The sequence below is a fragment of the Demequina phytophila genome, from assembly GCF_000971135.1.
Classification (GTDB): Bacteria; Actinomycetota; Actinomycetes; order Actinomycetales; family Demequinaceae; genus Demequina; species Demequina phytophila.
Window position 1 is genome coordinate 151,989 of sequence record NZ_BBLW01000002.1, and the last position, 12,771, is coordinate 164,759.

Sequence of the window (12,771 nt, forward strand, 5' to 3'; positions counted from 1 at the left end):
GTGGGCCCATGACCGCCGACCAGCAGACGCCATGGACCGGATACCAGCCGGTTCAGGCCTGGGACGAGGCAGTGGATCTCGAGGGCCGCGTCAGGGATCCGTATCGCCGGGTGTACGCGGAGATCGACCGGATGTCCGGCGAGGATCTGTACTCGCGCGCCGAGGCGCTCGCGTCCACCTATCTCGCCCAGGGCGTCACGTTCGACCACGCGGGCGAGGAGCGGCCCTTCCCGCTCGACATCGTGCCGCGCGTGGTGGGCGCCCATGAGTGGGAGATCATCTCGCCGGGCGTCGCGCAGCGCGTGCGTACCCTCGAGGCGTTCCTCGCGGACGTCTACGGCTCGCAGCACTGCGTCAACGACGGCGTGGTGCCGCGACGCCTCATCGCGACGTCGCAGTACTTCTACCGCGAGGCCGCGGCCGTCGACCCGGCGAACGGCGTCCGCGTCCACGTGTCCGGCATCGACCTGGTCCGCGACCAGCACGGCATCTGGCGCGTGCTCGAGGACAACGTCCGCGTCCCGTCGGGCGTGAGCTACGTGCTGTCCAACCGTCGCGCCATGTCGCAGATGTTCCCGGACATGTTCGGCGCGATGGGCGTGCGACCGGTGCTCGAGTACTCGCAGCGCCTGCGCGCCGCCCTGGCGCGCTGCGCCCCCAACGACATCGACGACCCCACGATCGTGGTGCTCACCCCGGGCGTGTTCAACAGCGCCTACTACGAGCACTCGCTGCTGGCCCGGACCATGGGAGTCGAGCTGGTCGAGGGCCGCGACCTGGAGACGCACAACGGCCGCGTCTACATGCGCACCACCGCCGGTCGGCGGCGTGTCGACGTCATCTACCGCCGCGTCGACGACGACTACCTGGACCCGGTCGCGTTCCGGCCGGACTCCGCGCTCGGCGCGCCCGGCATCGTCCACGCGGCCCGCCTGGGCAACGTGACCATCGCGAACGCCGTGGGCAACGGCGTCGCCGACGACAAGCTCATCTACACGTACATGCCCGAGCTCACGCGCTACTACCTGGGGGAGGAGCCGATCCTGCCCAACGTCGACACGTGGCGGCTCGAGGAGCCGGACGCCCGCGAGGAGGTCATGGACCGCCTCGACGAGCTCGTGGTGAAGCCCGTCGACGGTGCCGGCGGCAAGGGCGTGATCATCGGCCCGAAGGCGTCGCGCGAGGAGCTCGACACCGCGCGCGCCCAGATCCTCGAGGACCCGCGCGGCTGGATCGCGCAGCCCGTGATCCAGCTGAGCACGGTGCCGACGCTGACCGACGACGGCCTCGAGCCGCGCCACGTGGACCTGCGTCCCTTCGCGATCAACGACGGCGACGACGTCTGGGTCCTCCCCGGCGGCCTCACCCGCGTGGCCCTCGCGCGCGGCCAGCTGATCGTCAACTCGTCGCAGGGCGGCGGCTCCAAGGACACCTGGGTGCTGGGCGGCGAGCGCCAGCGCGGCGTCAAGACGCCGCCGCCGGAGTCGCGCGTCGAGCTCGGCGGGATCGGCGCCGTGCCGCAGGCGGCGCACCCCGACGACATCGAGCACGGCCAGCAGCAGCAACAGCAGCAACAGCAGGGGGAGCCGACATGCTGAGCCGCATCGCGGAGTCCCTGTTCTGGATCGGCCGCTACGTGGAGCGCGCGGACAACACCGCGCGCCTGCTTGACGTCCACCTCAACGTGCTCCTCGAGGACCCGTGGGTCGACGAGCCGAGCGCCAACGCGTCGCTGCTGTCGGTCATGAACTGCGAGTACGAGGCGCCCGTGAGCCGCCGCGACGTCCTGGCGACGCTGGCGTTCGACCCGGAGCGCTCCTCGTCCATCGCGTGGACCCTGGGTGCCGCACGCGAGAACGCGCGCCGCGCCCGTGAGGTCATCTCGACCGAGGTGTGGGAGTCGCTCAACACCACCCGCAACCAGCTGCCCCGCTGGACGGCCTCGGCACGGCCGCACGAGTACTTCGTGTGGGTGCGTGAGCGTGCCGCCGTGGTGTGGGGCCTGCACTCCGCGACCACGTCGCGCGACGACGCGTGGCACTTCATGGAGCTGGGCCGGTCCCTCGAGCGGGCCGACATGATCGCGCGCCTCCTCATGACCCGGCATTTCGAGGGCACCACCGGGCCCAACTGGACCACCCTGCTGCGCTCGTGCAGCGCGCACGAGGCGTATCTCCGCACCGTCCGCGCGCTCGTCACGGAGGAGCGCGCCGCCGAGTTCCTCCTGGTGGATCGCATGTTCCCGCGCTCGATCGCGTACAACCTGCAGAAGGCGGAGGACACGCTCGGGCTCATCGAGGGCGCCTCCAACTCGCGCGCGCTCTCGGACAGGGCGCGGCTCGCGCTCGGCCGCGCGCGCACCAACCTCGAGTACCGCGACGTGCGCGACGTCCTCGACGACCTGCCTGGACAGATGCGCGAGGTGCAGTCCGCGTGCGCCGTCGCATCCGACCTCATCCGTGACCGCTACTTCCTGCCGGCGTCGACCGTGCTGTGGAGCCAGGAGGCGCTATGACCACCCTGCGCATCGAGCACCGGACCTCGTTCACCTACGCGAGCCCGATCGTGTCCTCGTACAACGAGGCCCGCCTCACCCCCGCGTGGCTGCCGCGTCAGCGCGTCCTCGAGTCGCGCGTCGACATCGCGCCCGTGACGTGGCGCTCCCAGTACCGCGACTACTGGGAGGCGGACGTCGCGGTCTTCGAGGTGCTGCAGCCGCACGAGAGCCTCACCGTGGTGGGTTCGAGCCTCGTCGAGGTCTCGAGCGTGCCCGCGCGCGAGGAGCGCGTCGCGTGGGAGACCCTCACGGGCCCGCGCTTCCAGGACCTGCTGAGCGAGTACCTGGGCCTGAGCGACGTCACCGAGCCCACCGAGGAGCTCGCCGCCTTCGCGCGCGACGCGGCCGGCCGGCTCGAGCCCGACGCCGCCGCCCGCGCGATCTGCGACCACCTCCACGACGAGATGGCGTACGTCCCCGGCGCCACCACCGTCCACACTCCTGCGCGCGACGCGTGGGAGGCGCGGTCGGGCGTGTGCCAGGACTTCGCCCACCTCGCGATCGGCGCGCTGCGCACCGTGGGCATCCCCGCCCGCTACGTGTCGGGCTACCTGCATCCCAAGCGCGACGCGGAGATCGGGGAGACCGTGTCCGGCGAGTCGCACGCCTGGGTCGAGTGGTGGACCGGCGACTGGTACGGCTTCGACCCGACCAACGACCGTGAGGTGGGCGACCACCACGTGATCGTGGCGCGCGCCCGCGAGTACACCGATGTGCCGCCGCTCACCGGCGTGGTCGCCGGCAGCACCACGGACCTCGAGGTGCAGGTCCGCGTCACGCAGACCGAGTAGCCGCCCCCGGCCGGGCGGCCGCCCCGCGCGTCAGCCGACGTGCTCGAGGTGCCACGGCTCGGGCTTCGACCCGTCCGGCCGCGCCCACCCGGGCAGCGTCCACCCGAACGCGGGCGCGGTCGCGACGAGCCATGCGTAGGCGTCGCCGTCCCATCCGCCCGGCATGCCCGGCTCCGACAGGTCGATCGCCTCGCCCCAACCGTGGTTCGAGGTGCCCGGCACCGCCGCCATCCCGCCGTACCGTGCGGTCGCCGCGAGCTGTCCCGCGTAGTCGCGGTACGCGCTGCCCACCGGCAGGTGCACGCCGAACGTCGCCTCGAACGCCGCGTCGAGCCGCTCCAGGTCCGCGGCCGCGCCGCACGCGAGCAGCAGCCCGGCGTCCCAGCTGAGCCCGCACAGCGCCGACGCGGGGATGCGGCCGTTCTCGTACGACGATGCGAGGGCCGGGCGGGTGGTCCCGGTCGCGGCTCCGCCCGTGGTCGCCGTGGCCGCGGCGTCGACCTCGAGGTAGTCGGGCGACACCCACAGGCGCCTCCCGTCCACCAGCACCTCGACCCAGCCGGCGCGCGTCACCGCGCCCGTGGTGGCGAGCGTCTCGCCGTCCCCGCGCTGTCCGGCGACCTCCGCGTCGAGGGAGGGGCCCGTGCGGAGGTTGAGCGCGGTGTCGACGGACACGGCGACCACCGTGGGGTCCACCAGCCGCAGCGGCGCGTCCCAGGGAGAGAACCTCATGCCTGCCCGGTGAGCGAGGAACAGGACGGCCGCCGCCGCGCCGCGCGTGAGGGTCGCGCCAGGACGGTACTCGAGCCCGTCGGGCCCCTTCCACCCGAACTCGGCGACCTCGGCGGCCAGCCATGCGACAGCATCGTCCAGCGGCGAGCCGGCCGCGACGTCCGCGTACGGCGCCGCGTCCGCGGCCTTGACCGCGGGGGCGCCCGCGAAGCGGTAGAGCATGCGCGCCATGTCGCCGCGGGTGAGGGGCTCGTCGGGGTGGAACAGGCGGCGCACGCCGTCGCGCTCGCCCACCGCCACGCCCTGGGCGGCGAGCCACGCGATCTCCGCCGCGTGCGCGGTGTCGCGCCGCCCCGCGTCGGCGAACGGCGACCCGCGCGGCACCACGCGTGCGGGAGACCCCGCGAGGCGGTAGAGGAAGCCGGCGAACTCGCCGCGCGTCACCTCCAGGTCGGGGGCGAACGCGCGCCCCGCCTCCGTGAGCGTGCCGCCGTCCACTCCGGCGCGCCCCATCCACGCGATCGCCTGGGCGAACTCCGAGTACGTGACGTCGCCCAGGACCCCGGAGACGTCGTCGAACGTCACGCTCCCGATGGGCTCGGGGGCGGAGACGCCGGACGATGCCGGGGCATCCGGATCGTAGGGCGTCGCCTCGGGCGGGGGGAGGGGGGCGGGGTCGCCGGGCTGCGCGGGGGCGGCGGTGATCTCGGGGGCCGGCTCAGCCGACGGTTCCGAGGTGGACCGCGCGTCCGGCTGCGGATCGCGGTCCGGCGCGCCGGTGGCTGTCGGTCGCGGCTCGGGTCGCGGCGCCGTGGTCGGTGAGGGCGCCGGCTCAGGTACGGGCGCCGGCGTGGGCGAGGCGACCGACGCCTCGGGCGACGGGTCGACGGAGGCGACCGCGGCATCGTCCACTGCCTCCGTGGAGGCGGTGGGAGAGGGATCGACCGTGGCGGCGTGCGCGGGCACGGCGACGAAGGCGAGCGTGGCCGCCGTCAGCGTCGTGATCCCCGTGCGCAGGACCCGGCTCCAGCCGGTCCCGCCGCCATCCGCCATGGGCTCCCTCCCTCCGCCTGCGGAGCCGCGCCGCGAGGGGAGGGCCGACAACCGCGGGTCGAGGGCCGTCCGGACGCACGCGTCCCTTCATGGTGCCACGGCAGGCGACGATCGGCCCAGGGGCGGATCGGGGACGGGAGGGAGGGGTCAGGAGATCTGGTAGCCCGAGCTCCAGCGCTTGGTGGTCTTGTAGCCGCTCTTCTTCGCGACCACCTTGACCCGGATGCTGTGGCCCTTGTCCGACTTGCGCACGGTGTACGTCTGGTGGGTCGCGTTCGGGATGGGATCGCCGTCGCGGTACCAGCGGTAGCTGAAGGACGGCGTGGGGCTCCACGTCTTGTGCCACGCCTTCACGGTGCTGCCCACCTTCAGGGTGCCGCCGATGGTCGGCTTGGGCGCCTTGGAGAACGCCAGGGGGTACTTGCCGAAGTTCTGGGTGGCCCACGCGCAGTCGGTCGACGAGTTGTACGCGATGCCGATGCCGATCTCGGTGAAGTTGCCCGTGATGTTGGCCTCGTGGCCCGAGGACTTCAGCCAGGCCTTCATGATCTCGGAGGTGTTCGCCGCCTTGCCGCCGAACCCGCATGCGTAGCCGACGTTCTCCGCGGCGCTCGATGCGCCGTTGGGCATCTGCGCGTAGAAGTTCGGGTTGTGCGCGAGGGTGCGGGTCGACTTCATGTGCCCGCTCCAGGTCTGCGACACGTCTGCGATCCCGGCACGCAGCGTGAGGGGCCTGAGGCCCTCGTCCTGCCGGTGCGCGTTGGTGCTCTGCAGCACCTTGGTGACGGGGTCGGTTGCGGCGTCCGCCGGGCCCGAGCTCATGACGAATGCGGCGGCGAACGCCGCGGCGACGATGAGCGCGACACGGCGCGCCAGGGTGTGCGGGACCGCGGTGGCGGACGGGCGCATGCTGGCCTCCTCGAAGGTGAGCGGGACCGATTGCGCCCGCTTCCAGGTTGGATATCGGCATGTTGTCCGAAAAGTTGGGGAATTTGAGGGCCGTGTGCGGTATGCCACACGCTCCAGGGGGTCCGCCAGGCGTGAGATGTGAGGTATTGCACTCCGCCGGGACGGGGCGGCGTCAGGGGACGCGGACGCTCTCGCTGGCGCGCGTGCGGGTGACATAGCCGCGCTTGGAGGCCGTCACCGTGACGTGGACGGCACGCCCGCGGTCGGCGCGGACCGGGACATACGTGGCACGCGTGGCTCCCTTGATGGGCGTGGTGCCGCGCCACCACCGGTACGTGAAGGTCGGCGTGGGGTTCCACGTGCCGGTGCGCGCGGTGAGGCGCGTGCCGACTCGGGGCGTGCCCGCGAGAGACGGCCGCGGCGCGCGCGCGAACACCCGGGGTACGGCGATGCCCGAGCTGATCCGGGTCGTCGTGGTGTACCCGGGCCGCGTGCCCGTGACCGCGACCGTGAGGGTGGCGCCCCGGTCCGCCGTGGTGACCGCGTAGGTCCTGTCCGTCGCGCCGCGGATGGCCGTGCCGTCGCGGTACCACCGGAAACGGAGGGCGGGGGACGGCTCCCACGTGCCGACGCGGGCGGTGAGCGTGCGGCCCGCGCGCGGGGTCCCGGCGATCCGTGGGGCCGGGGCGGCGGCGAATGTCGCGGCCACGACGGTGGACGATGCGCTGGTCCGGGTGGCAGCCGCGAAGCCGGGTCGGGTGGCGGTGACGGTCACGTCGATGGCCGCGCCCGCGTCGGCGGCGGTGAGCAGGTAGGACGGCGCGGTGGCGCCGGCGATGCCCGCGCCGTCGCGTCGCCACTGGTAGGTGAGCATGGGCGCCGGGCTCCACGTGCCCGGCGCGACGGTGAGGGTGCGGTCGACGATCGGCGTGCCCGAGACGGTGGGCACGGGGGCCGTGGTGAAGGTCGCCGGCGCGACGGTCACCTTGGCGCTGGTGCGTGTGGTGACGATGCGCCCGGGCGCGAAGGCGGCGACGTCGACCGTGAGGGCCGCGTGTGCGTCCGCGGCCGTCGGAGTGTACGAGCGACCCGTCGCGCCGGCGATCTCGACACCGTCGCGACGCCACCGGAACGTCAGGCGCGGGTTCGCCGGGCTCCACGTGCCCGGTTCCGCGGTGACGGTCGCGCCCACGCGGGCGTCACCGCCGAGCGTGGGCGCCGGGGCCGTGTCGAACGGCACGAAGGCGGGCGCCTCGAGGACGGCGTCGATGCCGTCCGCGGTGGTCCCCTCGGCCGCGGTGATGCGGGTGGCGTCCCCCAGGGCCGCGGCGTCCGCGTGGTACTCGGGGCGCAGCGTGGTGCCGGTCACGGTCTGGGTGGGGGTGTAGACGTACGAGCCGGGCACGAACCGCACCGCGTACTCGCCCGTCGTGAGGCCCCTGATGTCGTAGCGTCCGTCCGGTCCGACGGGGCTCGAGCCGCGCAGCTTCGCGGTGTCGGGTTCGACCGCGTAGACGGTCACGCCGTGCGTCCACCACGGGTCGTTGTACTCGGGTGCCGAGACGGTGCCGGCGATGTGGGCGCTGGCGCGCAGCGTGATGTCCGCGCCCCCGCGCGCGGTCCCATGGGCGAGCGTGAGGGCGGCCGCGACGTCGCCGCCGTGGCACGACGCGAGCAGATCGAGGTCCTCATCCACCAGGGCGCACACCGTGTGGACGCCGGGGGCGAGGCGGGTGAACTCGTAGCGGCCCTCCGCGTCGATCGGCTCCAGGTCCCATCCTCCGGGCCGGATCAGCTGCACGTCGACGTTCCTCCACCAGTCCGCGGGGGCGCCCGCCGGCGCGGACACGGTGCCCGTGACGGACGCGGTGCGGTCGAGCGCGATGTCGACCCCCGTCACCGCCTCGGACACGCCCACCGGCACCGGCACGGCGTCCGCGGGCACGTACGCGCCGGGGTGCCACTCCGTCACGAGGTCGGGGTAGGGTGCGTCATCCGACCATGCGTGGCCGTACGGGCTGAACTCCACCGCGTAGGCGCCGGGTGCGAGCCCCTGGATCAGGTACGTGCCGTCGGTGGCGATCGGTACCCCACCCCAGTCGCCGACGACCTCGATCCGCTCCTGCCAGCGCTCCGACGTGCCCTCCGGGACGCTGACGGCGCCGGCGATGCTGCCTGTCGCCTCGAGTCTCGCGTCGATGCCCGTGACGCCGCCGCCGTCCTCGACCGTCAGCTCCGCGGCGAGGTCGTAGGTGCGTGCGTCGGGGAAGAACTCCGTGAGGAGGTCCGTGCGGCTGGCGGGCCAGCCGACGGTGTGCTCATACGGCTGAGGCGCGAACCGCACGCGGTACTCGCCCGGCTCGAGGTCCTCGATCGCGTAGGTGCCGTCCGCGTCCACGAACGCGACCCGGGAGCCGTGCACGCTGCTCGTCGCCCACACCCGGACGTGCTCGTGCCAGCCCGGATCGGCGCCCGCGGGGGCGCGCACGGTGCCGCTGATGGTGGCGCCCGTCGCGGCGACCGCGGGTGCCGCGGGAGCCAGCAGCGCCGCCACCAGGGCCGCCGCGGCGCACCACGCCGCGGCCACGGAACGGGCGCGTGCCGCGGGTGCGGGCGACCGGCGCATCGTTCCTCCTGGTAGGGGTGTTCCGTGCACCCTAGCGGCCCACCGGACCCGCCACCAGGTGCCGCCCCGTCGCCGCGGCCAGCCGCCGCATCGTCCCTCGGTAGAATCTCTCGGGTGACCGAGACGCCTCAGACCGACGAGCACCGCTACAACTTCCGCAGCATCGAGGACCGCTGGCTTCCCGTGTGGGAGGAGCGACAGCCCTTCCGCTCGGGCCGCGAGGACGATGCACGCCCCACCAAGTACGTGCTCGACATGTTCCCGTACCCCTCCGGCGACCTGCACATGGGTCACGCCGAGGCGTACGCGCTGGGCGACGTCATCTCTCGTCACTGGGTGCAGAAGGGCTTCAACGTCCTCCACCCGATCGGTTGGGACTCGTTCGGCCTGCCCGCGGAGAACGCCGCCATCAAGCGCGGCGTGGACCCGGCCGGCTGGACCGAGGACAACATCGCGCAGCAGCTCACCTCGATGAAGCGCTACGCGTGCTCGTTCGACTGGGACCGCGTGCTCATGACGCACCGCCCGGACTACTACCACTGGAACCAGTGGATCTTCACCCGCATGTTCGAGCGGGGCCTCGCGTACCGCAAGCACTCCAACGTCAACTGGTGCCCCAAGGACCAGACCGTGCTCGCCAACGAGCAGGTGGTCGGCGGCCTGTGCGAGCGCTGCGACACCCCGGTCACCAAGAAGAAGCTCAACCAGTGGTACTTCAAGGTCACCGAGTACGCCGACGAGCTGCTCGACGGCCTCGAGACCCTGCGCGACACGTGGCCGTCGAAGGTCATCGCGATGCAGCGCAACTGGATCGGCCGTTCGCGCGGCGCGGATGTCACGTTCGAGATCGAAGGCCGCGAGCAGCCCATCACCATCTACACGACCCGCCCCGACACCCTGCACGGCGCGACCTTCATGGTGGTCGCGGCGGACTCCGACCTCGCGGCCGAGCTGGCCGAGGGCGCGGACGCTTCGACTCAGGAGGCCTTCGCGACCTACGTCGAGAAGGTCAAGGGCGAGAACGAGATCGACCGCCTCGCCACCGACCGCCCCAAGACGGGCGTGTTCCTGCAGCGCTACGGCGTCAACCCCGTCAACGGCGAGCGCCTGCCCATCTGGGCCTCCGACTACGTGCTCGCGGACTACGGCCACGGCGCGATCATGGCCGTGCCCGCGCACGACCAGCGCGACCTCGACTTCGCCCGCGCGATGTCGCTTCCGGTGCGCGTCGTGCTCGACTGCCGCGACGAGGCGGGGGAGCCCTTCGGGGACCCCGCCGAGACCGGCATCGCGGCGACCGGCGACGGCGTCCTGGTGAACTCGGGTTCGCTCGACGGACTCGAGAAGGCGGCAGCCATCGACGCGATCGTCGCGGAGCTGTCCGCGGCCGGCACGGGCGACGCGGCCACCAACTACCGCCTGCGCGACTGGCTGATCTCGCGCCAGCGCTACTGGGGCACGCCCATCCCGATCATTCACTGCGAGGCGTGCGGCGAGGTCCCGGTCCCCGACGACCAGCTGCCGGTGCAGCTGCCCGCCGCGGAGGGGCTCGACCTCAAGCCCAAGGGCCAGTCGCCGCTCGCCGCGGCCTCCGACTGGGTCAACACCACGTGCCCCACGTGCGGCGGCGCTGCCCTGCGGGACACCGACACCATGGACACGTTCGTGGATTCGTCCTGGTACTTCCTGCGCTACCTGTCGCCCGGCAAGACGGATGGACCGTTCGACGTCGAGGAGGCGAAGCGCTGGGCGCCCATCGACCAGTACGTCGGCGGCGTCACCCACGCGATCCTCCACCTCCTGTACGCGCGGTTCTTCACCAAGGCGCTGCGCGACATGGGCATGATCGAGTTCGGCGAGCCGTTCACCGCGCTGCTCAACCAGGGCATGGTGCTGATGGACGGCTCCGCGATGTCGAAGTCGCGCGGCAACCTGGTACGCCTGTCCGAGCAGCTCGACGAGTTCGGCGTCGACTCCGTCCGCCTCACCATGGCGTTCGCGGGCCCGCCCGAGGACGACATCGACTGGGCGGACGTGTCACCGGCCGGCTCGCAGAAGTTCCTCGCCCGCGCGTGGCGCCTCGCGCGCGACGTCGAGTCCGAGCCCGGGGTCTCTCCCGCGGACGGCGATGCCGCGCTGCGCGCCGTCACCCACCGCACGCTCCACGAGGCGCAGGAGCTGGTCGAGTCCTTCCGCTTCAACGTGGTGGTGGCGCGCACCATGGAGCTGGTCAACGCGACGCGCAAGGCGATCGACTCCGGTGCCGGCGCCTCGGACCCCGCCGTCCGCGAGGCCGCCGAGGTGGTCTCGATCCTGCTGAGCCTGTTCGCGCCGTACACGGCGGAGGACATGTGGTCGATGCTCGGCCACACCGACGTCGCGCTCGCGACCTACCCGGAGGTGGACGAGTCGCTGCTGGTCGAGGAGACCGTCACGTGCATCGTCCAGGTGATGGGCAAGGTGCGCGACCGCCTCGAGGTGCCCCCGGGCATCGGTCAGGACGAGCTGCGTGCGCTCGCCCTCGAGGCCGACGGCGCGAAGCGTGCCATCGGGGACGCGTCGATCCGGACCGTGATCGTCAAGGCGCCCCGCCTGGTCAACATCGTGACGGCGTGATCGCGCGGCGTCGCCGCACCCGCGGCGACGCCGTCGCTAGGGTGACGCCATGACCGTCGCCGTCATCGCCGACTCCGCCGCCTCGCTGCCGCCGCACGTCGCGGAGCGGTGGGGCATCGGGGTGGTGCCGCTGCAAGTCGTGGTCGACGGCGCCGCGCGCGCCGAGGGCGTCGAGATCGGTGCCGCGGAGGTGGTCGGCCACCTCCGGGACGGCGTCGACGTGTCGACGTCGCAGCCCACCCCGGCCGCCTTCGACGAGGCCATCGCGACGGCCGTCGCGGCCGGTGCGTCGAGCATCGTCCTCCTCGCCATGTCGGGAGCCCTGTCCGGCACGTGCGACGCCGCGTGCGCCGCCGGCCGGCGCGCCGCCGTGCCCGTCGAGGTCGTCGATACCAGGACCGTCGCCATGGCGTCCGGGTTCGCGGCGATCGCCGCGGCGCGGGCGGCGGCCGGTGGGGCGGGGACCGCGGAGGTCGCGTCCGTGGCCCGGGCGGTCGCGGCCGGCACCCGCTGCGTCTTCACGGTCGAGTCGGTGGACCACCTGCGCCGCGGGGGCCGCGTGGGCCCCGCGGTCGCCGCGGTCGGGCGCGTGCTCGGGATCCGGCCCGTCCTCGAGGTGCGGGACGGCGAGGTGGTCCTCGCATCACGGGTTCGCGGCCTTGCGCGCGCCCGTGCGGCGCTTCACGCCGCGGTGGACGATGCGGTGGCCGGGTGCGCCGAGCCCGCAGTGGCGGTCATGGGTGTGGGTGCGCGGGACCAGGCCGCGTCGGTCGCGGCGGAGGTCGAGGCCCGCCTGCCCGCGGTCGCGCCGGTGACGGTCGCGGAGGTCAGCGCGGTCCTCGCGGTCCACGTGGGACCCGGCACGCTGGCCGCGGTGGTCGCCGACCTGTCCGCCCGGTAGGCGGGCGTCAGGCGCAGGAGTCGAGCGGGGTCATCTCGAGCCGGTAGCCGTCGATGGTCTCGGTGTAGTCGCGCCACCCGCTCGCGTAGCGGATCTCGATGCGGTCCACCACTGCAGGCGCCTCGGTGTCCTGCGGCGTCAGCGCGACGAGCAGCTGACCCATGCCGCCCGGCTCGATGGTCGCGTCGCCAGGGGCGACCGCGCGGGCCATCACGTCCTGCGCAGCGTCGTCGGGGTTGTCGGCGGGCCAGTCGAACGCGCCCATCGCCTGACCGACGTCGGGCCCCATCGGGTCGATCAGAAGCTCGACGGAGGCGAGGTTGGTCCCGGTGGCCTCGACGGACCAGACGTCGATCTCGCTCGCGCCGGCGTTCGGGAGCAGCACGCCGTAGTAGAGCGTGACCCCTCCGGGGCGTGCGGGCGAGCACATCTCGAGGCCGCCGTCGGTGACGAGCGGGCCGTCAGCGAGCGCGTACGCGGCACCGCCGGCCAGGGTCACAAGCGCCGCCGCGCACGCGATCACCAGGGTGCGCCGGTGCGGGGGCGCGACGGTCTGAGCCATACGGCCATGATGGCGACGTCCCTG

Annotated in this window: 9 protein-coding genes; 5 read left to right on the forward strand and 4 right to left on the reverse strand. The window is 73.2% G+C overall.

Annotated features, from left to right (window positions below; genetic code table 11):
* Positions 1–8 precede the first annotated feature (8 nt).
* The 3 genes from AOM01_RS03460 to AOM01_RS03470 are packed head-to-tail and all read left to right on the forward strand — an operon-like array spanning position 9 to position 3,348.
* Positions 9–1,598, forward strand: coding sequence for a circularly permuted type 2 ATP-grasp protein (locus AOM01_RS03460; protein ID WP_082109945.1), 1,590 nt, complete (start codon positions 9–11; stop codon positions 1,596–1,598).
* Entirely contained in the window at positions 1,592–2,515 is a 924-nt protein-coding gene (locus AOM01_RS03465; protein ID WP_062289040.1) for an alpha-E domain-containing protein, read from the forward strand. The genes AOM01_RS03460 and AOM01_RS03465 overlap by 7 nt, the downstream gene beginning before the upstream one ends.
* The gene (locus AOM01_RS03470) at positions 2,512–3,348 is read left to right on the forward strand and encodes a transglutaminase family protein (protein WP_062289043.1); all 837 of its coding nucleotides are present in this window, start codon (positions 2,512–2,514) and stop codon (positions 3,346–3,348) included. The genes AOM01_RS03465 and AOM01_RS03470 overlap by 4 nt, the downstream gene beginning before the upstream one ends.
* Positions 3,349–3,378: 30 nt before the next feature.
* Here AOM01_RS03470 and AOM01_RS03475 read toward each other — a convergent pair whose 3' ends face one another.
* The 3 genes from AOM01_RS03475 to AOM01_RS03485 all read right to left on the reverse strand — a co-directional run bounded on the left by AOM01_RS03475 (position 3,379) and on the right by AOM01_RS03485 (position 8,668).
* Positions 3,379–5,133: a D-alanyl-D-alanine carboxypeptidase family protein gene (locus AOM01_RS03475; RefSeq protein WP_062289046.1), complete on the reverse strand. Its 1,755-nt coding sequence runs from the start codon at positions 5,131–5,133 to the stop codon at positions 3,379–3,381.
* Positions 5,134–5,280: 147 nt separating this feature from the next.
* Positions 5,281–6,042 (reverse strand): CAP domain-containing protein, encoded by a 762-nt coding sequence (locus AOM01_RS03480; protein ID WP_062289047.1) that lies wholly within the window; start codon positions 6,040–6,042, stop codon positions 5,281–5,283.
* Between the two features lie 172 nt (positions 6,043–6,214).
* Positions 6,215–8,668 (reverse strand): carboxypeptidase-like regulatory domain-containing protein, encoded by a 2,454-nt coding sequence (locus AOM01_RS03485; protein ID WP_062289049.1) that lies wholly within the window; start codon positions 8,666–8,668, stop codon positions 6,215–6,217.
* A gap of 105 nt (positions 8,669–8,773) precedes the next feature.
* Between AOM01_RS03485 and leuS the strand changes: the two genes are divergently transcribed.
* Together leuS and AOM01_RS03495 are read left to right on the forward strand one after the other, a co-directional pair.
* Positions 8,774–11,284, forward strand: a complete 2,511-nt coding sequence (gene leuS / locus AOM01_RS03490; protein ID WP_439645097.1) for a leucine--tRNA ligase — start codon at positions 8,774–8,776, stop codon at positions 11,282–11,284.
* Between the two features lie 49 nt (positions 11,285–11,333).
* A complete protein-coding gene (locus AOM01_RS03495; protein WP_062289052.1) occupies positions 11,334–12,185 on the forward strand; it encodes a DegV family protein in 852 nt (283 codons plus the stop codon).
* Between the two features lie 7 nt (positions 12,186–12,192).
* On the opposite strand, the gene AOM01_RS03500 is transcribed toward AOM01_RS03495, so the two are convergent.
* Positions 12,193–12,747 carry a hypothetical protein gene (locus AOM01_RS03500; RefSeq protein ID WP_062289054.1) on the reverse strand — a complete coding sequence of 185 codons (555 nt, stop codon included), beginning with the start codon at positions 12,745–12,747 and terminating at the stop codon, positions 12,193–12,195.
* Positions 12,748–12,771: the final 24 nt, after the last annotated feature.

Coding starts and splice junctions, on each gene's coding strand:
- AOM01_RS03465 (WP_062289040.1), top strand. CDS start 1,592: ATGCTGAGCCGCATCGCGGAGTCCCTGTTCTGGATCGGCCGCTACGTG.
- AOM01_RS03460 (WP_082109945.1), top strand. CDS start 9: ATGACCGCCGACCAGCAGACGCCATGGACCGGATACCAGCCGGTTCAG.
- AOM01_RS03495 (WP_062289052.1), top strand. CDS start 11,334: ATGACCGTCGCCGTCATCGCCGACTCCGCCGCCTCGCTGCCGCCGCAC.
- AOM01_RS03480 (WP_062289047.1), bottom strand. CDS start 6,042: ATGCGCCCGTCCGCCACCGCGGTCCCGCACACCCTGGCGCGCCGTGTC.
- AOM01_RS03470 (WP_062289043.1), top strand. CDS start 2,512: ATGACCACCCTGCGCATCGAGCACCGGACCTCGTTCACCTACGCGAGC.
- AOM01_RS03500 (WP_062289054.1), bottom strand. CDS start 12,747: ATGGCTCAGACCGTCGCGCCCCCGCACCGGCGCACCCTGGTGATCGCG.
- AOM01_RS03485 (WP_062289049.1), bottom strand. CDS start 8,668: ATGCGCCGGTCGCCCGCACCCGCGGCACGCGCCCGTTCCGTGGCCGCG.
- AOM01_RS03475 (WP_062289046.1), bottom strand. CDS start 5,133: ATGGCGGATGGCGGCGGGACCGGCTGGAGCCGGGTCCTGCGCACGGGG.